Source organism: Citrobacter sp. Cpo221 (genome assembly GCF_030332345.1).
Lineage (GTDB): Bacteria > Pseudomonadota > Gammaproteobacteria > Enterobacterales > Enterobacteriaceae > Citrobacter > Citrobacter portucalensis.
Map to the genome: position 1 here is coordinate 1 of NZ_JAOWIA010000012.1, position 18628 is coordinate 18628.

21 protein-coding genes and 2 pseudogenes are annotated in these 18628 nt (G+C 53.4%); 20 read left to right on the forward strand and 3 right to left on the reverse strand.

Annotated elements, in window-relative coordinates; translation table 11 throughout:
* Positions 1-42 precede the first annotated feature (42 nt).
* From OGY72_RS00640 to OGY72_RS00680, 9 genes and pseudogenes are all read left to right on the forward strand, one after another.
* Positions 43-261, forward strand: coding sequence for a hypothetical protein (locus tag OGY72_RS00640; RefSeq protein WP_117344021.1), 219 nt, complete (start codon positions 43-45; stop codon positions 259-261).
* A 61-nt stretch (positions 262-322) separates the two neighbouring features.
* Entirely contained in the window at positions 323-688 is a 366-nt protein-coding gene (locus OGY72_RS00645) for a hypothetical protein (RefSeq protein WP_117344017.1), read from the forward strand.
* A 67-nt stretch (positions 689-755) separates the two neighbouring features.
* Complete coding sequence (locus OGY72_RS00650) at positions 756-2765, forward strand: ParB/RepB/Spo0J family partition protein (protein ID WP_117344019.1); 2010 nt, start codon at positions 756-758, stop codon at positions 2763-2765.
* Positions 2766-2802: 37 nt separating this feature from the next.
* Complete coding sequence (gene psiB / locus OGY72_RS00655) at positions 2803-3237, forward strand: conjugation system SOS inhibitor PsiB (RefSeq protein ID WP_096926346.1); 435 nt, start codon at positions 2803-2805, stop codon at positions 3235-3237.
* Positions 3234-3965: a plasmid SOS inhibition protein A gene (locus OGY72_RS00660; protein ID WP_096926345.1), complete on the forward strand. Its 732-nt coding sequence runs from the start codon at positions 3234-3236 to the stop codon at positions 3963-3965. The genes psiB and OGY72_RS00660 overlap by 4 nt, the downstream gene beginning before the upstream one ends.
* Positions 3962-4192, forward strand: coding sequence for a hypothetical protein (locus OGY72_RS00665; protein ID WP_096926344.1), 231 nt, complete (start codon positions 3962-3964; stop codon positions 4190-4192). The genes OGY72_RS00660 and OGY72_RS00665 overlap by 4 nt, the downstream gene beginning before the upstream one ends.
* On the forward strand, positions 4189-4413 hold the full coding sequence (locus tag OGY72_RS00670; RefSeq protein ID WP_176483461.1) for a hypothetical protein: 225 nt from the start codon (positions 4189-4191) through the stop codon (positions 4411-4413). The genes OGY72_RS00665 and OGY72_RS00670 overlap by 4 nt, the downstream gene beginning before the upstream one ends.
* A gap of 222 nt (positions 4414-4635) precedes the next feature.
* Positions 4636-4755 (forward strand): annotated as a pseudogene (locus OGY72_RS00675) (DUF5431 family protein); the annotation flags it as partial.
* Positions 4703-4822 (forward strand): type I toxin-antitoxin system Hok family toxin, encoded by a 120-nt coding sequence (locus OGY72_RS00680; protein WP_225760212.1) that lies wholly within the window; start codon positions 4703-4705, stop codon positions 4820-4822. The pseudogene OGY72_RS00675 and the gene OGY72_RS00680, both read left to right, overlap by 53 nt.
* A gap of 383 nt (positions 4823-5205) precedes the next feature.
* Here the strand turns inward: OGY72_RS00680 and OGY72_RS00685 are convergent, their stop codons facing one another.
* Positions 5206-6321, reverse strand: a complete 1116-nt coding sequence (locus tag OGY72_RS00685) for an ABC transporter ATP-binding protein (protein WP_104652335.1) — start codon at positions 6319-6321, stop codon at positions 5206-5208.
* 321 nt (positions 6322-6642) lie between these two features.
* Between OGY72_RS00685 and OGY72_RS00690 the strand changes: the two genes are divergently transcribed.
* The 6 genes from OGY72_RS00690 to OGY72_RS00715 all read left to right on the forward strand — a co-directional run bounded on the left by OGY72_RS00690 (position 6643) and on the right by OGY72_RS00715 (position 13698).
* Complete coding sequence (locus OGY72_RS00690; RefSeq protein WP_096926342.1) at positions 6643-7857, forward strand: extracellular solute-binding protein; 1215 nt, start codon at positions 6643-6645, stop codon at positions 7855-7857.
* A gap of 57 nt (positions 7858-7914) precedes the next feature.
* Complete coding sequence (locus OGY72_RS00695; RefSeq protein WP_096926341.1) at positions 7915-9219, forward strand: ABC transporter permease subunit; 1305 nt, start codon at positions 7915-7917, stop codon at positions 9217-9219.
* Between the two features lie 11 nt (positions 9220-9230).
* Entirely contained in the window at positions 9231-10082 is an 852-nt protein-coding gene (locus OGY72_RS00700) for a sugar ABC transporter permease (RefSeq protein WP_042715482.1), read from the forward strand.
* 2 nt (positions 10083-10084) lie between these two features.
* Entirely contained in the window at positions 10085-11287 is a 1203-nt protein-coding gene (locus tag OGY72_RS00705) for a glycoside hydrolase family 53 protein (protein WP_096926340.1), read from the forward strand.
* A gap of 28 nt (positions 11288-11315) precedes the next feature.
* A complete protein-coding gene (locus tag OGY72_RS00710) occupies positions 11316-13373 on the forward strand; it encodes a beta-galactosidase (RefSeq protein WP_285112641.1) in 2058 nt (685 codons plus the stop codon).
* Between the two features lie 82 nt (positions 13374-13455).
* Positions 13456-13698: a PTS sugar transporter subunit IIB gene (locus tag OGY72_RS00715; RefSeq protein ID WP_096926338.1), complete on the forward strand. Its 243-nt coding sequence runs from the start codon at positions 13456-13458 to the stop codon at positions 13696-13698.
* 104 nt (positions 13699-13802) lie between these two features.
* On the opposite strand, the gene OGY72_RS00720 is transcribed toward OGY72_RS00715, so the two are convergent.
* Entirely contained in the window at positions 13803-15068 is a 1266-nt protein-coding gene (locus OGY72_RS00720; protein WP_096926337.1) for a maltoporin, read from the reverse strand.
* A 269-nt stretch (positions 15069-15337) separates the two neighbouring features.
* On the opposite strand from OGY72_RS00720, the gene OGY72_RS00725 reads away from it, so the two are divergent.
* From OGY72_RS00725 to OGY72_RS00750, 5 genes and pseudogenes are all read left to right on the forward strand, one after another.
* Complete coding sequence (locus OGY72_RS00725; RefSeq protein WP_096926336.1) at positions 15338-16414, forward strand: LacI family DNA-binding transcriptional regulator; 1077 nt, start codon at positions 15338-15340, stop codon at positions 16412-16414.
* A gap of 56 nt (positions 16415-16470) precedes the next feature.
* The gene (locus OGY72_RS00730; protein WP_242444906.1) at positions 16471-16659 is read left to right on the forward strand and encodes a DUF5431 family protein; all 189 of its coding nucleotides are present in this window, start codon (positions 16471-16473) and stop codon (positions 16657-16659) included.
* A 387-nt stretch (positions 16660-17046) separates the two neighbouring features.
* Entirely contained in the window at positions 17047-17190 is a 144-nt protein-coding gene (locus tag OGY72_RS00740) for a hypothetical protein (RefSeq protein WP_164496629.1), read from the forward strand.
* 271 nt (positions 17191-17461) lie between these two features.
* Positions 17462-17572 (forward strand): annotated as a pseudogene (locus OGY72_RS00745) (DUF5431 family protein); the annotation flags it as partial.
* Complete coding sequence (locus OGY72_RS00750; protein ID WP_225988692.1) at positions 17520-17642, forward strand: Hok/Gef family protein; 123 nt, start codon at positions 17520-17522, stop codon at positions 17640-17642. The pseudogene OGY72_RS00745 and the gene OGY72_RS00750, both read left to right, overlap by 53 nt.
* Before the next feature lie 277 nt (positions 17643-17919).
* On the opposite strand, the gene OGY72_RS00755 is transcribed toward OGY72_RS00750, so the two are convergent.
* Positions 17920-18405 (reverse strand): cytoplasmic protein, encoded by a 486-nt coding sequence (locus OGY72_RS00755; protein ID WP_104652332.1) that lies wholly within the window; start codon positions 18403-18405, stop codon positions 17920-17922.
* Between the last annotated feature and the right edge of the window lie 223 nt (positions 18406-18628).

Genomic DNA, 18628 nt, shown 5'->3' on the forward strand with positions numbered 1-18628 from the left:
CACCAGGGAGATGGACAACCATCACCACAGGAGAAAACCAGGATGCACACACGAAACGTCAACGTCAACACCGCCGCTCAGGAATCTACCGGAAGATGGGTTTTGTCTTTTCCTGAGCCTCAGACAGCCCGCCTTATCGCTGTTCACGGGAAGCAGGTCAGCTACGCATGGAACGTTCTGGAAGATTTGAAAGCGGCGGGGGCGTCTTATGCCCGTCGAAACATTCTTGCCGATATGTTCCGTCGTCCAGGCGTGAAGTAGTCCGTACGCGCGGTAATTATCGGGCCGGGTAGCCGGCCTTAACCAGGAGAAGGAGAAAAAAATGCAGAACCTGAAAACTGCCCTGACGGGTAAAAAAGTTGGAGAGAGCCGCGACATGGTGAAGCTGCTGCGCATTCAGGCCACCGACACCCATGTGGTGGAGTTCGACAACGTGGACACCCGTTTTAACGACTGCAACAACTGGCAGGTCATGGCAGAGGGCAAGCGCGTCCTCTTCAGCAACCGTATGTATGAGCGTTTTTCTGACATGAAATCCGGCGTACTGGCAACGATCACGGTCTGCGAAAACCGCGCGTCAGCCGCAGATATCGCCATGCTCGAGAGTGCGAAAGCCATGATGCAGGTTCTCGACAGCTATCCGTCTTTTGCAGCACTGGCTGCGCACCCGAAACGCATCACTGATTAACCGGGAGCCGTGACCGGAGGGCAATCCGGCCACGGCAAACCATCACTTAAACGAAGAGGTAAAAATAATGGTCGCCACCAATTCTACGGCAAAAACACCGCGCAGCAAAAAATCGGCTGCAAAAACCGCGCAGACCACGGAGCAGAAGCTCGTGCAACTGCTCGCAGACACGCCTGTGCAAATCTTCCCTTTCTCCCGTCTGACGCGCTCAGACCTGAATACGCGCATCATTGCGCACACCGACAGGGAAGTGGAAGAGATGGCCGACAGTATTGAAGCTGTGGGTATTCTCCAGAATCTTATCGGTGTGGATCAGCCTGACGGCACGATCGGTATCGTGGGCGGGGAAGGTCGCCGCCGGGGAACTGGCGTTCTGGTGTTACGCGGTGTGGTTGATGCAGACACGCCCTTTGTTCCGGTAAAAGTCCTGCCTGTGGAGCTGGCAGTGGCGGCCTCGATGATCGAGAACGGCAGACGCAAAAACATGCATCCTGCCGAGCAGATTATCGGTTTTCGTACGCTTCAGCAGGAAGGCAAAACGCCTTCGCAGATCGGCGCGCTGATGGGCTTTCACCCGCGCCACGTCCAGCGGTGCCTGAAGCTGGCGAACCTTGCCCCAACCCTGCTGGATGCGCTGGCACGTGATGACCTGGAGCTTGAACAGTGCGAGGCGCTGACACTTGCCGATTCCCATGAACGACAGATGCAGATCTGGGCGGATGCTAAGGCGCAGTGGAACGGGCGCACCCCGCTCGCCCAGACCCTGCGCAAAATGGCGACGGACGACAAAATGCCCCTCAGCCACCCGATGTTCGTTTTTGTCGGTGAGGATGCCTACACCGCCGCAGGCGGTGAACTGACTGCCGATCTGTTCAGCGATAAGGACAGCACCTTTGCCGATGCCACGCTGGTCAGATCGCTTCTTGATGGCAAACTGACCGTACTTGCAGCCCGTTTAAAACAGGAACAGGGCTGGGGCTGGGCAGAGTTCCGCATGACGGAGCTGCGTGGTCACGGTGAAGACAAGGAGCAGTACCGCTTCGCCATGCCAGCACCTGTACTGACCGACGAAGAAGAACAGCGGGTCAGTACGCTGGAAGCAGAAATGGACGCCACTGAAAGTTACGATGACGAGTACGCCATTCAGCAGAAAATTGATGATATTTACTGTGAAGCAACGTACCGCGAGGCCACGCCGGAGTTTCGCGCCGCGCACGGTATCTGGGTGTCATGGGATGGCAGCAACTTTCAGGTTCAGCCGGGGATCCACAGGCTGACTGAGGAGGATCGCCAGCAGGAAGAACAAACCCGCCAGGAAAAGCAAAATAATGTGGTGACATACACCATGCCGGAGATCCCCGCTGACGCTTATCCCGCCACGCTGGTTAAGGCCATGTCTGCCGAGCGTACGCTCGCGGTTCAGGCCGAGCTTGCCGGACGACCGGATGTGTCGGTGGCACTGCTGACATGGACGCTGTGCATGAACATGTTCCGGCGCTCCAGCTACGGCCCCCGTCAGCAGCCGCTTAAGGCTTCGGTCACCACCAGTCAGCATTTTCTTTCCACTCTGGCTCCGACCGGGGATGAAGGTAAAGCCCTGATGTCACTGAAAGCACAGCATGAAGCGTTTCAGGCGACACTGCCGGAAAACTGGGATCAGGATTTCGCCTGGCTGCTGACATGGTCCGCTGAAAAGGTTAACGCCCTGCTGGGCTTCTGCGCCGCGCACGGGATCAATGGCCTTCAGGAACGACTCTACAACCGTACAGAAAAAAGTGAGCTTGATGGACTGGAGGCTGCGCTGGACTTCGACCTGCGTAACTGGTGGCAACCCGATGCAGAAAACTACTTCGGCAAGCTGAAAATCACCCAGATTGGCAGGGCATACGAAGATGCCGGGATGGCAGACCGGGCTGGCGAGGTTGTGAAACTCAGGCGCCGCGATGCGGCGCAGGCAGCAGCGAAAGATCTCAATGCCGTGGGCTGGGTGCCTGACTGGATGGTGCGTTCCGCGCCAGCTGAACAGGCCGATGAAGCCACTGATACCGTTACTGAAACCACTGACCACGCAGCCTGATACCGGAGACCGCCGCTTTCGGGCGGCGGGAAAACACATGACAATGCATTATGATCTGACCCGACTTAATAACCTGACCGATTCCGACCTGGAGTATATCCGCCAGCAGGGCGAGGACGCGCGCCGTGCGCTCAGCGATGCCGTGACCGGTCTGCTGGCAGTCCCACAGGGCTGGCGCGTCTGCGCTGAATACCGCAGCGAGTTTGGCGGCTTTTTCCCGGTACAGTGCCGTTTCAGTGCAGATAACAGTGATGACTGGCACCTCTGTGTATGCAGTCCTGGCGAAGTGTCGCCGTACTGGCTTCTGGTACTGCTCTCTTCCGGCGGTGAAGTTGTGCGTACGCTTTACCAGAACAAAACGCTCCAGCCCGACCGGGTGAGTCAGCTGATTGCACAGATGGCAGGTCTGCGCCGCTTCAACTGCACCGCCAGCACCGTGGTGAACCTGATGAGCGGGGAGGTGACAGCATGATCCCGTCCTCGCACGCGCTCGTTTCCCTGAAACCTGCCCGACAGGCAGCGATTCAGGCCATCAGTCTGGTCGAGTCATCCCGCGAACGCGGTACCCGGTTGCCTGCCATGCCGTATGTACGCACTTTCCTTCGCGTGCTGACGGGCAGCGGTCGCCTGAATGCCACGGTGGCACGCCAGATCCCGGGGCTGAACTGGGTGCCAAAGAACCGCCATTCGAACCTGAAACAGGTTGAGGAAGCGCTGGAAATCATGATCGCCACGGGCGGTGAGTCCTGCCCGCTGCCGCTCACGCTGGATGTTCAGGCTGAGTTATTCCCGGAAGTTATGCATACCCGTGCGGGAAGACGGCTGCACAGGGCAAACATCCGGAGCACGCGCCAGATCCGCCGTGAGTCCCGCGAATACGAGCAGCGCTGGCAGCTTCGCCAGAACCTGCTCGCGCAGGCTGAGGCTGACCTCAATTTTCAGTCGCCGGAAACCGTCTGCACCTGGTATGCCCGCTGGAGCGACGAGTTTGACGCGGGGGAGCTGGCGGGCGCTTTCTGGCGCTGGCATACGCGGTTCGCATCGCTGAAGGAACTGGCGTGGCTGCGCCTGAGCGGCGAGCCGCTGTATTCAGTGATGTATGAAATCCCGTTTATTGTCCGGGAAACGCCTGAGCATATCCGTGCTGCCGAGCGCTGGCTGGTACCCAACAAGCTCAGACATCATCGGGGGGAGGCATGAGAAATAATCCCTGTAAAACTGAGCTGAAGGTGGCCCGCAGCCAGCTCAAAAAGTTACGCACCATGTCAGAAAAGCTGAAAGAAATGTCCTGTGAATGGGACGGACTCAGCGGCTGGCTGGAGACCGAAAGTGAGCAGCTGGTTGATAGCGTGGATAAGCATCTGGAAGCGCTGGAAGACCAGATCCGCGAATGGTCTGAGGGCAGGGATAACCGGGAGGGATATTGAGCATTATCAGCAGGACGTTCGACAAAAAAGAAACGGGTACCGTGTTCCGGCATGCTGCCAGCGGGAAGATCCTGTACCGGCTGGATGCAAGGCTGGGCCGGGATGACTGGGAGCAGTTACAGGACATGATTAGCCTGGTGTATAACGCCGGAGTGACGGCCGGTAGCGAAAAACGGGCTGCTGAAATAAGGGAGGCGCTGGGTCTTGCGGTGGGAAAATGACGCCGAAAATTGTTGAGGATTTATACAGTTTTCAGCCTGTTATTCCTGGGCAGATAATCGACATCGGGGTATAATGGCGACGGCGCTTGAGGCTTTTTGCTTCATGACGTTCGGTGGGTTTGTTACGGTTGTTGTGAGGCAGAAAGAAGAAAGCCCCGAAGGTAATTTTTCAATTAACCAACGAGGCATCCTGATGCTAGACACATCCAGAATAGCCTCTTACTGCGCTCTGCGCAAGGAGAAGAAGGCTATGAAACAGCCGCGAAGTACCGTTATCTGGTGCGTACTCATAGTGTGTCTCACACTGTTGATATTCACATACCTGACACGGAAATCGCTCTGCGAAATCCGGTTGAAGGACGGGCAGCGGGAGGTCGCTGCTGTGCTTGCCTACGAATCCAGTAAGTAGCAACCTGGAGGCGGGGGAAACCCCGCCTTTTCAGGGATTCTGGTGTCGTCTGGAAAGACTACAAGCGCCTTTATGAAGGGGGTGCCGGTTCGCCGGTAGCCCCTTTTTCCTTATCTGGCGCTGACAGACCCGATTCATGTCTCGGAAGGAACTGAAATGGCTGAGCCTGAGCGGCGAGCCGCAGTGCGCTATTTTGCTAGTGATGAATGCCATCCGTTGACTTCAGCCCGTTTTAATATTCCCAGAACCTAGATGAGGTTCTGGGTTGCAGCCTATTTATTGGTGAAGATCCCGTTATATTTATTTTCAAATCAGGAGGGGGATGGGGCATCCGCCAGGAAATAAATGCTGACGGATACGTTTTCTTATATTCTTTACTAGCGCTAAGCCACGGACCGCACCGCGTCCTCAATATCCTCGCTAACGCGCTCATCCTGAGCGTCAAATACCATGCAACGGCGGTCATCGAAAGCCACATCGATTTTCTGCCACGGTGCGAACTTCACGTCACCAGGCAACAAGATTTTCACATTATCGTGGCCGTAGCACTGGCCGAACAGGTAAGTGTTGTTCCCCAGCCGCTCGACCACTTCACAGTTAAACTCCAGCCGCGTACCATGTCGGATGTCGGTGGTTAAATGTTCCGGGCGAATGCCCAGCGTCACTTGACTGCCAACGACAAGCGGCGTGGTTGTCAGAGCAAGTGTGAGGATTTTCTGCTGCGACAGTCTGACGATCAGTTCGCCTGGCTGCCAGGCTTCAACCGTGGCGGGCAGGAAGTTCATTTTCGGTGAGCCGATAAACCCGGCCACGAACTTGTTCACCGGCTTGTAGTAGAGATCCATCGGGGCACCCATCTGCTCCACCTTACCATAGTTCATCACCACTATTTTATCGGCCAGGGTCATCGCTTCAATCTGATCGTGAGTGACATACACCATAGTGGTTTGCAGTTCTTGGTGCAGGCGGGCCAGGTGCAGACGCATCTCAACGCGCAGCTCGGCATCCAGGTTAGAGAGCGGTTCATCGAACATAAAGACTCGTGGGTTGCGCACGATAGCGCGGCCAATCGCCACGCGCTGGCGCTGACCGCCAGAAAGCTGCTTTGGCTTGCGGTCTAACAGATGGGAAAGCTGCAGTGTTTTGGCTACCATCTCTACCTGATGGCGGGTTTGATCCTTCGGTACCTTGTTTACTTTTAAACCGTAGCCCATGTTTTCTGCCACGGTCATGTGTGGATATAGGGCATAGGACTGAAAGACCATCGCCACGCCGCGATGTGAGGGGGCAACGTCATTCATCACCTCATTACCAATCAATACTTCACCGTCGCTAATCTCCTCCAGACCGGCAATCATGCGCAGCATGGTCGATTTACCGCAGCCGGAAGGGCCGACAAAGACGGCAAACTCACCGTCTTCAATTTCAAGACTCACGTTGTGCAAGGTTACAGTGTCGCCAAAACGTTTGGTGACATTCCTCAATTGTATGCTCGACATTAGTATTCCCCGAGTAAACCGCCAATTATGTTTTACGTATAACAACTTTGTTCAACATGGCCGGACGGTGCAATTTGTCTGCATTGACTATAACTTCCAGTATTCATGCACCCTACACAGATGTTCCATTAATGTTATGATGATCACACTACCTATAGTTTTTTGTAGAGTTATCATGATGTGAAGGGTAGCGTATAACAAACCAAAGGCATTTTATTTCTGATGTTCAGAGTCAGTTTCAACAGCTTGTCTGATAAAAATGGATGCTCTTCAGGTGCAATAATAATCCTAATATTGTTATACCTTCACATGAGGTTGATAATGAAAAAGAACGTACTCGCTGCTCTGATCCTCTTTACGCTCGCGGTGCATGTCCAAGCCACCACGCAGCTTAACGTCTGGGAAGACATAAGGAAGTCGTCCGGTATTAAAGATGCGGTCGCCGATTTTGAAAAACAGTACGACGTTAAGGTCAACATGCAGGAGACACCTTACGCACAGCAACTGGAAAAACTGCGTCTGGACGGCCCAGCAGGGATTGGCCCTGATGTGTTGGTTATCCCCAATGATCAACTGGGCGGCGCGGTCGTGCAAGGGCTACTGACCCCCCTGAATATTGAGGCTAAACAGGCAGAACAGTACACACCGGCCTCAATCAACGCCTTCAAAATGGATAATGTCCTGTACGGTGTTCCAAAGGCGGTCGAAACGTTGGTGCTTATCTACAACAAGGATTTGGTTGATAAGCCGCTGAGCTCGCTTCAGGACTGGTATGACTTTTCCAAACAGCAGCGCGGCAAAAACCAGTACGGGCTGCTCGCCAAATTTGACCAGATTTATTACAGCTGGGGGGCGATCTCCCCGATGGGCGGCTACATCTTTGGTAAAAACGACAAAGGCGGCTATAACGCCAGCGACGTGGGTCTGAACAAACCGGGCGCAGTCGAAGCCGTCACGTACCTGAAAAAATTCTATGCCGACGGTGTCTTCCCGGCGGGGATCATCGGCGACAACGGCCTGAATGCCATCGACTCCCTGTTCACCGAGAAAAAAGCAGCGGCCGTAATCAACGGCCCGTGGGCGTTCCAGCCGTATGAAGCGGCAGGGATCAACTACGGCGTTGCGCCGTTGCCAACGCTGCCGGACGGTAAGCCAATGAGCTCCTTCCTCGGGGTTAAAGGCTATGTTGTCTCCACCTGGAGCAAAGACAAAGCGATGGCGCAGAAATTTATCGAATTTATCAATCAGCCTCAGTACGTGAAAACGCGCTATATCGCGACGCGCGAGATCCCACCGCTGACGGCAATGATTGACGATCCGGTTATCAAGAATGACGAGAAAGCCAGTGCTGTAGCGGTGCAGGCCGCACGCGCCACAGCCATGCCGGGTATTCCTGAAATGGGTGAAGTCTGGGGGCCGGCAAACGCCGCGCTGGAGCTGAGCCTAACCGGTAAACAAGATCCAAAAGCCGCGCTGGATAGCGCAGCAAAACAGGTTCAGATGCAGATCGAAGCCATGCAGGCCAGCAACCAGTAATTTTCTGTCGTCGCAGAACGGGAGCACACGCTCCCGTTTTTTTGAAAGGAGTTGTCTGTGAGTATCATCCCGGAAAATTTTGCCAAACCGCGTGCTGCCAGGCGTCACGCCTGGACCGGCCTGCTGATGGCTGTTGTACCCGGCTTCGGTCAGTTCTATCATCGCCAGTGGCTGAAAGGGGTTATCTTCCTGGTACTGCTTGCCAGCTTTATCGGCGTATTTGCTGATTTTCTACGTGAAGGGCTATGGGGGCTGGTGACGCTGGGCGAAGAAGTACCGCGTGACAACTCCATCTTCCTGCTGGCCGAAGGGATCATCAGCGTCTTAATCGCTGCGTTTGGCGTAATGGTCTGGTATCTGTCGATGCGTGATGCGTGGGTTAACGGCCGTAAACGCGATGAAGGCGTGCCGCTTAATAGCGTGCGCAAACAGTACCAAATGTTGCTGAGCGACGGCTTCCCGTATCTGATGATCACCCCGGGTTTTATCCTGCTGGTGTTTGTGGTGGTTTTCCCGATCCTGTTCGGCTTTGCCATTGCCTTTACCAACTATAACCTCTACCACACGCCGCCGGCTAAGCTGGTGGACTGGGTTGGCTTTAAGAACTTTATCAATATCTTCACACTCTCTATCTGGCGCTCCACCTTCTTCGATGTGCTGCAGTGGACGGTGGTCTGGACTCTGCTCGCTACCACGCTGCAATGCTCCGTGGGCGTGCTACTGGCAATCCTGGTGAACCAGAAAGATCTGCGCTTTAAGCAGCTGATCCGCATCATCTTTATTCTGCCATGGGCGGTACCGGGTTTTGTCACCATTCTGGTGTTTGCCGGGATGTTCAACGACTCTTTCGGGGTGATAAACAATGCGATTCTGGCCTTCTTCGGCATTGCGCCAAAAGCCTGGATGACCGACCCTTTCTGGACCAAAACGGCGCTGATTATGATGCAAACATGGCTCGGCTTCCCGTTTGTGTTCGCCATGACGACCGGCGTGCTGCAGGCGATTCCGGAGGATCTGTATGAAGCAGCTACCATGGACGGTGCCAGTAGCGCGACCAAGCTGCGGACCATTACACTGCCACTGGTGCTGTACTCGATTGCGCCGATTCTGATCACCCAGTACACCTTTAATTTCAATAACTTCAACATTATCTATCTGTTTAACAACGGCGGGCCGGCGGTTGTCGGGTCAAATGCGGGCGGGACCGACATTCTGGTGTCGTGGATCTACAAACTCACGATGTCCTCTTCGCAATACGCGATAGCGGCAACCATCACTATCCTGCTGTCGATTTTTGTCGTCGGCCTGGCGCTGTGGCAGTTCCGCGCCACCAAATCTTTCAAAAATGACGATATGGCGTAAGGGACGTAAAAATGGCTCAATCACAAAGTATTAAACGTGAGAAGTGGGTACGCCTCTCGCTCTCATGGCTGGTTATCGTGCTGGTGTCGACAATAATCATTTACCCGCTGGTGTGGACGGTCGGGGCGTCATTCAATGCCGGTAACAGTCTGCTCAGCTCGTCGATTATTCCGGAGAATTTTTCGGTCCAGCATTACGCCGATCTGTTCAATGGCCAAGTGAACTACATGACCTGGTACTGGAACTCGATGAAAATCAGCTTTCTGACCATGGTGCTAACCTTAATCAGCGTCAGCTTCACCGCCTATGCCTTTTCGCGCTTTCGCTTTAAGGGGCGTCAGAACGGCCTGATGCTGTTCCTGCTGCTGCAGATGATCCCGCAGTTCTCGGCGCTGATTGCCATCTTCGTACTGTCGCAGCTTCTGGGGTTAATCAATAGCCATCTGGCGCTGGTCCTGATCTACGTCGGCGGCATGATCCCGATGAATACCTATCTGATGAAAGGCTATCTCGACGCCATTCCAAAAGATCTGGATGAATCCGCGCGCATGGATGGTGCCAGCAACTTCCGTATCTTCATCGAGATCATTATGCCGCTTTCCAAACCGATTGTGGCCGTGGTCGCGCTGTTTTCTTTCACCGGGCCACTGGGTGATTTCATCCTTTCCAGCACTATTTTGCGCACCCCGGACAAATACACCTTACCCATCGGGCTTTATAACTTGGTTGCACAAAAAATGGGTGCCAGTTACACCACCTATGCGGCAGGCGCGGTGCTGATTGCCGTGCCGGTAGCGATCCTCTACCTAGCGTTGCAAAAATACTTCGTCTCCGGTCTTACCTCTGGGAGTACCAAAGGATAATCATGAAAAGACTCAAACCCGCTTTGCTTGCTGTTTGCCTATCATGTGGCCTTACCGCAAGTGCTTTTGCTGCGGACGCGGTGAAAACGCGTCCGTTCAACGCCATGCCTGCGGATTTTATTAAGGGGGCGGATATTTCGACCCTGCTGGAGGTAGAACAACATGGCGCTAAGTTTTATAACCAGAACGGTCAGCAGCAGGATGCGATTGAAATCCTGAAAGAGAACGGCGTGAACTATGTGCGCCTGCGTTTGTGGGTTGATCCGCAGGATGCCGAAGGTAAGACCTACGGCGGCGGCAATAACGACCTGGAAAACACGATTTCGCTGGCGAAGCGCGTGAAAGCTCAGGGCATGAAGCTGCTGCTCGATTTCCATTACAGCGATTTCTGGACCGATCCGGGTAAACAATTCAAACCGAAAGCCTGGGAGAAAATGGATTATACGCAGCTCAAAACGGCGATCCATGACTACACTCGCGACACCATTGCCCACTTTAAGAAAGAGGGCGTGGTGCCGGACATGGTGCAGATCGGTAACGAGATCAACGGCGGCATGCTTTGGCCAGAAGGGAAAAGCTGGGGGCAGGGCGGCGGCGAGTTTGATCGCTTAGCCGGGCTACTCAATGCCGCGATTGGCGGGATGAAAGAGAACCTGACCAGCGGCGAACAGGTGAAAATCATGCTGCACCTGGCGGAAGGTACCAAAAATGATACCTTCCGCTGGTGGTTCGATGAAATCGCCAAACGCGACGTCCCGTTCGATATCATCGGTCTTTCGATGTACACCTACTGGAACGGCCCGCTTAGTGCGCTTAAGGCCAATATGGATGACATCAGCAAGCGCTATAACAAAGACGTGATCGTGGTGGAAGCGGCCTATGGCTATACGCTGGAGAATTGCGATAACGCGGAAAATAGTTTCCAGGCCAAAGAAGAGAAGGAAGGCGGCTATCCGGGTACCGTTCAGGGCCAGTACGATTATATTCACGATTTAATGCAGTCCGTTATCGACGTGCCTGACCATCGCGGTAAAGGCATCTTCTATTGGGAACCTACCTGGATTGCCGTTCCGGGTACCACTTGGGCGACCAAAACCGGAATGAAATATATCCATGATGAATGGAAAGAGGGGAATGCCCGCGAGAATCAGGCGTTATTTGATTGTAAAGGAAAAGTGCTGCCGTCAATAACGGTATTTAAATAGTTTTTAATCTTCATTTAGGATTTTTATGATGAATAAATTTGCACCTTTAAGCCCAAAGGTCGCTGCGTTATTGCATGGTGCCGACTATAACCCGGAGCAATGGGAGAATTACCCCGGTATTATTGAAAATGATATCGTCATGATGAAACAGGCGAAATGTAATGTCATGTCGGTCGGTATATTTAGCTGGGCCAAACTTGAACCACGCGAAGGGGAATATGATTTCGCCTGGCTGGACAGCATTATTGAAAAACTCTTTGCGGCGGGGATCCATATATTTCTCGCTACACCAAGTGGTGCGCGCCCGGCATGGATGTCGCAAAAATACCCTGAAGTGCTTCGCGTGGGGCGCAACCGCGTGTCAGCGCTGCATGGAGGGCGTCATAATCACTGCATGTCGTCTCCGGTTTACCACGAGAAAACATTAAAAATCAACCGCATGCTGGCGGAGCGTTATGCGCATCATCCGGCGGTGCTGGGCTGGCATATTTCGAATGAGTACGGCGGGGAATGCCACTGTAACCTGTGTCAGGAACGTTTCCGCGACTGGCTGAAAGCGCGCTATAAAACCCTAGATGCCCTGAACCATGCATGGTGGAGCACCTTCTGGAGTCACACCTACACAGATTGGTCGCAGATTGAATCTCCGTCACCGCAGGGTGAAGTGTCGATCCACGGCCTGAACTTGGACTGGCGACGCTTTAATACTGCACAGGTTACTGATTTCTGCCGGCATGAAGTGGCCCCGCTGAAAGTCGCAAATGCGGAACTGCCGGTGACGACCAACTTCATGGAGTATTTCTATGATTACGACTACTGGCAGCTTGCCGAAGCGATCGACTTTATCTCCTGGGACAGCTACCCGATGTGGCATAAGGAGAAAGACGAAACGCAACTTGCCTGCTATACCGCCATGTATCACGACATGATGCGCAGCCTGAAGGGCGGCAAACCCTTTGTACTGATGGAGTCCACGCCGAGCACCACTAACTGGCAGCCGACCAGCAAGCTGAAAAAACCGGGGATGCATATTCTCTCCTCGATGCAGGCGGTGGCGCACGGGGCGGACGCGGTGCAGTACTTCCAGTGGCGCAAGAGTCGCGGGTCGGTGGAGAAATTCCACGGGGCGATTATCGATCACGTGGGGCACCTTAATACCCGCGTCGGACGCGAAGTGACGCGTCTCGGTGAGATGCTGGCGCGTTTGCCGGATGTCGCGGGCTGCCGCACCGAAGCCCGCGTGGCGATCATCTTCGACCAGCAAAACCGCTGGGCACTGGACGATGCCGAAGGGCCGCGCAACAAGGGAATGGAGTACGAAAAAACCGTTAACGAGCACTATCGTCCGTTCTGGGAGCGGGGCATCGCGGTGGATATCATTGACGCCGACGGCGATCTTAGCCAGTACGCGCTGGTCATTGCGCCGATGCTCTACATGGTGCGCGAAGGTTTTGCCGAACGTGCCGAAGCCTTTGTGGCCGCGGGCGGGCATCTGGTGACAACCTACTGGAGCGGGGTGGTGAATGAAACTGACCTCTGCCATCTGGGCGGTTTCCCGGGCCCGCTGCGTAAGCTGGTGGGAGTATGGGCGGAGGAGATTGACTGCCTGGACGACGGCGAACGTAACCTGATCCAGGGGCTGGCGGGCAATGCGTCAGGGCTGCAGGGTCCGTATCAGGTTCGTCACCTGTGCGAGCTGATCCACGCCGAGTCCGCTCAGGTGCTGGCGACCTACCGTGACGACTTTTACGCTGGTCGGCCCGCCGTCACGGTGAACCGCTTTGGACAAGGTAAAGCGTGGCACGTAGCGTCTCGCAACGATCTGCCCTTCCAGCGTGATTTCTTCGCCGGGATTATTGACGAGCTGGCGCTTCCGCGGGCAATCGAAGGCGATTTCCCGCCGGGTGTTGTTGCAGCAGCGCGCACGGACGGTAAAACCACCTGGGTGTTTGTGCAGAACTTTACCGCACAGCAGCAGATTATCACACTGCCGCAGGGGTATACCGACTGCATGACGGATGCCGCCGCTGAGGGCGATACCGTGCTGCTGGCGTGGGACTGTCGGGTGCTCAAGCGTAAAGCGTAAGCGCAGCGTCACCCGGTAAAATGGCAAAAAGCCTGCTCCTGGAGCAGGCGTTTTTTTTATCTGCATAACAGAGAGGCGTATTATGGACAGTCATATTACTCAGCGTTTAATACCCGCGTTTGGTGGGGACGATAATATCGAGCACGTAGAAGCCTGTATTACCCGTCTGCGCGTCACGGTAAAAGATTTAAATAAGGTTAATTCACAGGCGTTACAGGAGGATGGGGCGCTAGGGGTAATTATAATCGGTCAGCAGGTTCATGCGATATTTGGCAGGCAGTCTGATACCTTGCGTCAGCTATTAGAAAAGCATTTTAATCATTAAGCATAAAAAAAGGATAGCCAAAATAATGGCTATCCCTGAGCAGAGATATATGCTGCAAATAGCTGGAGATACAATAATGATTAACGCATATTAAAAACTAAAGCTTACCACCAGGCTTCGACCTGCACGCCAAAGTTCCAAGTGTTATTGGCGGTACCATCTTCGAAGGATTGCCCTTTTTCAGAATCATTCAGGTAAGAAGCAAACACGCGCAGCTCAGGACGCGACATAAAGTCAGGGCCATCCGCCAGGCCCAGAGCAATGGTGTACTTCTCGCCGCTCTGCTTGTATTTCGACCCGTCGGTATAGGTATCTTCCTGGTAGAAGCCGCCCACTTCGCCAATCAGGCGAACATATTCCGTAAATTGATACTGGGCGCGGCCGACCAGCGAGACGAGTCGCGATTTGTCGGTGTACTGCGTGGTGTCATCGGCAGAGCCCCAAGTCAACACGTGGTTGAAGGAAAACTTGTCGGTGATGGGAATCAGGCCGGTATTGATCACGCGGTAGCCTGTGGCATCGTTCACGTAGTTCCACATGTCATACCAGCCGCCACCCTGTGACACCATGTTCTGTGCCAGACCTTTGTTAGCGTACTGCAGGACCAGCTTGTTATAGCCGCCAAACATATCTTGGCTGATCTCGCCGGTGACCATCACGCCGTTGTCGGCCTCATACAGCCCGCCGTAATCTTTCTGCTTATTGGTGGGGTTTGGCATGGCGTAATCAATACCCACTTCTGTCCATGCGCCCGCCCACGGTTTCCAGCCTGCATAGCGAAGGTCGATATAGTTGATATTCACGTCACTATCGCCATCTACGCGGTAGTCTACATCGTTGGCATCGCCTCGGATCCAGGCCACGGAGACGGCGCCCGGGCCGAGCGTATAGTTCTCAATACCGGCACCAGAGCCGGAAATGTTCCAGTATTTGGTGTCGATGATGTGCAGGTCATGGCGCTGGTAGTAACGCTTCCCGCCCCAAATCACCGCATTCGGATCGCCAGGGATCAGGCCTTTGATCTGCAGGTTTAGCTGGCGCAGACCAAACTGAGCGTCGTCATCTAACGTGGTTTCGTTATCGTTTGAACCGTCAGAGACCATGCTCACCATGCTGTCGAGGTAGAAGCTAACGTCGTTCTTTTTGTACACCTCGGAGCCCAGCTCGAGCTCGCCGTAGGTATCGGCTTCGTTGCCCAAGCGGCCAATTTTATTTTTTTGCCACTCCTCCATCCCTCCATCCCGTGAGACGCCCACGCCGGAGCGAAGATATCCATGAAAATCAATCGGTACTGAAGACGCTGCAAACAGCGAAGGAGACGCCAACGCGGCAGCCAACGCAACAGATACAGAGCGGATCGTCGTGTTCATTGTTACCCTCTTATTGTTTTGTAATACGTTCACAAATATGGGGTAATAAAATGCCTAAACCTGTTGGCTGGCAATTGCATGATCGTGAATGTGTGATTAAGTACAAATAAAATAGACAATTTTGTTACGATTAATGATATGCGCCACGAAGTTTTCTATTGTGATCGTAATACTTTTTTGCGGTGTTAAGCGCATGATAAGGTCGCAGTGTGCGTTTTTTTACATCGCCCCTGTTACAATCAGCGCATAACAACATAAGGAACCGGACCATGAAGTCGAAAAGCGCGACGTTAGAGGATGTGGCACGCCATGCGGGCGTCTCCTATCAGACCGTGTCCAGGGTACTGAATAAATCTGCCAATGTATCCGAAGCCACACGCCACAAGGTGGAGAAATCCATAGAGTTATTGCGGTATGTTCCAAACCGGCTGGCTCAGCAACTGGTCGGAAAGCAGAGCCATACCGTGGGGCTGGTGACAATTTCGCTCGCCCTGCACGCCCCCTCTCAGGTTGCCGCGGCGGTAAAACGCTACGCGAATCTGGAAGGATATCAGGTGCTAATCTCAATGATTGATGAGAACGTCAATCATAGTATTCAGGATTCCATCAACGAACTGAAATCACAACTGGTCAGCAAAGTGATCATTAACGTGCCGCTGGAGGCCGAACTGGCGCAGAAAATCGCTACAGACAACGATGATATTGTCTGCCTGTTCTTAGATGTAGACCCATATAGTGCTGTGTTTAACGTTTCGTTTAACCCGGCGGACGGCACCCGCGCCAGCGTCAATTATCTTTACAAATTGGGACACCGGGATATTGCTCTGCTGGCGGGCCCTGAGTCTTCCGTGTCGGCACAGCTGAGGCTTAAAAGCTGGATCGAAACCTTGAAGGGATATGGACTGGAACCAGCTTCAGTCATTCGCGGTAACTGGGATGCGCAAAGCGGGTACGCCGGTGCTCTGCAGATGTTGCGTGAAACAGCTCAATTTTCTGCCGTGCTGGTAGCTAATGACCAGATGGCACTTGGCGTACTGAGCGCGTTCCATCAGCATCAAATTTCTATCCCCGGCGAGAAGTCGGTAATTGGCTATGATGACACTTATGAAAGCTCGTTTTTCTACCCGGCGCTAACCACGGTGTCGCTCGATCTGGATCTGCAAGGCAAAGAGGCGGTGCGCCGTATTCTTAACAGCGGTGAAGACAATGCCCTACGCATGTCGTCGATTTTGCCCGCCCGATTGGTGATGCGTCAGTCCACCGGGCCCAAAGGGGAAAAGGGGAAAAACCTGCAGGTGTTAGCTCAGCAGCTTCGCGAGATCGCGCATAAGATAGGTGATATGTAACGTTCAGAGTACTGTATTGCACCCATTAAGTTGGATTCTCACACTTGGAGAGTCCTATGCTCAAGCGTAAACGTACCCTTGAAGAAGGGTATGAAACAGACGCGAATTACCGTTATTTGGTGCGTCCTGATAATGTGACTCATACAATTGATATTCACAAACCTGACCTGGAAATCGTTCTGCGAGATCCGGTTGAAGGAGGGACAACGGGGGGTTGCTGCCGTCCTTCCCTACGAATTCAGTAAGTAGTAATTTGGAGAAGGGCGAAACTCTGCCTTTTCAGGAGCTGAATTGGTGTGACATGCCTGAAGCTCTTTTATAAAGGGGTCGCCGGTAGCCCTTATTTCATTACAGTCATGACCGCTCGCATGAACAATCCGAAAGGAAAAGTTCCCCTCCGGGGAATGGGGCAGGTCGGCCGTGCTTCCGGTGCCTGCCACTTTCTTCATTTCAGGTCATGCAATCAAGTATCATATAAAATAATGCTAATGGATGCGTACAATAGCATTGAATTCCTAAGTATTATTCTGTCTGCTTGCGGGCTATCTTGCTACCGGCCTGATAGCCCTTCTTAAATAGTTCATTGTCATGCAGTGTGGAAGACAGACAGGAGTTTGCAGCAAGGCGGTACCGTGTTCCGGCATGCCGCCATGGGGAAGATCCTGTACCGGCTGGACGCAGGACTGGCCCGGGATGACCAGGAGCAGTTACAGAACATGATTAGCCTGGTGTATAACGCCGGAGTGACGGCCGTTAGCGAAAAACGGGCTGCTTAAATAAGGGAGGCGCCGGGTCTGCCGGTCGAAAAATGACACGGAAAAGAGGTGAGGATTTATACAGTTTTCAGGCTGTTATTCCTGGGCAGATAACAGGCACCGGGGTATAATGGCGATGGCGCTTGAGGCTTTTTGCCTCATGATGTTTTAGCAGTAAGGATGTTGTGTGGCAGAAAGAAGAAAGCCCCGTAGTAAAGTTAATTTTCATTAACCAAACCACGAGGCCCACTGTATGCCTAGACCACATCAGTATGGCCTCTTACCGTGCTCAATGCAAGGAGGAGTAAACCATGAAACTGCCGCGAAACGCCCTTATCTGGTGCGTATTAATCGTGTGTTTAACGCTCTTAATATTCACATGCCTTACACGGGATCGCTTATGCGAATTCCGGCTAAAGGACGGAAACAGGGAGGTCGCTGCAGTGCTGGCTTACGAATCCAACGGTAAGTAGCAACCTGGAGGCGGGGGAAACCCCGCCTTTTCAGGGATTCTGGTATTGTTTAGACAAGCCACAAGCGCCTTTATGAAGGGGTTGCCGGTTCGCCGGTAGCCCCTTTTTCCTTCCGGTGGCGACCGCTCGCATGAACAACCCGAAAGGAAAAGTTACCCTCCGGGGAACGGGGCAGGGCGGCAGCGCCTCCGGCGCTTGTCGCTCTCTTCCTTTTCGGTAGGACTAAAAAATAAAGTAAAGCTAATGGATGCGTACATTAGCATTAAAGAGGAAAGCGTTATTCTGTTTGCAGGCGGGCTTTTTTAATACCGGCCTGGTAGTCCTTCTTGACCTGTTCAATGTCATGCAGCATGGAAGACTGGCAGGAATGTGCTGCGAGGCGGTAACGGGTAACCACTTCATCAATAACTGAGGGCAAATTGTCACGACTGCGGTGCTGGCGACCTTTTTGTCCAAAGATATCCACGATCATATCCTGGCTGCCGGATCTGCCGAAAAGACGGTTGCACAGGCGTTTTACGATCAGGGGGGTGAAATCAAGTTCAGTTTCATCGGCTATCTCAAAGATGAAACACAGCATTCTGAAGGACTTGTAGCGCTTTACGGCAGCACTAAGGCGTGCAGCGCGTTGGGGGTACTCCCATTTTTCATTGCTGTAATTGAGAAGCTCAGCCTGGTAATCAGAGGCCAGATCTTCTCTGGTATACGTGTATTTACGGGAAAAAATGGATCGGGCTCGTTCGGTCGTGGATGCATCTCTCATCAGTTAGTCCCTTAATAAATGCTAATGGATGCATACGTTAGCATTAACATTTGCTTTATTCAAAATACAAAGCGCCGTGTTGTTGTGCGGATCACAGCGACGCGCTGCAGCTGCTCATGGAGGGATGTAACCGAACAGGCAGGACACATGGCCCCCTTCGGCTCCTGACCCGCTGCGCGGTCCAGTCGTCGAGCCCCACTCCGCCAGGGCCGCTGCTGCGCAC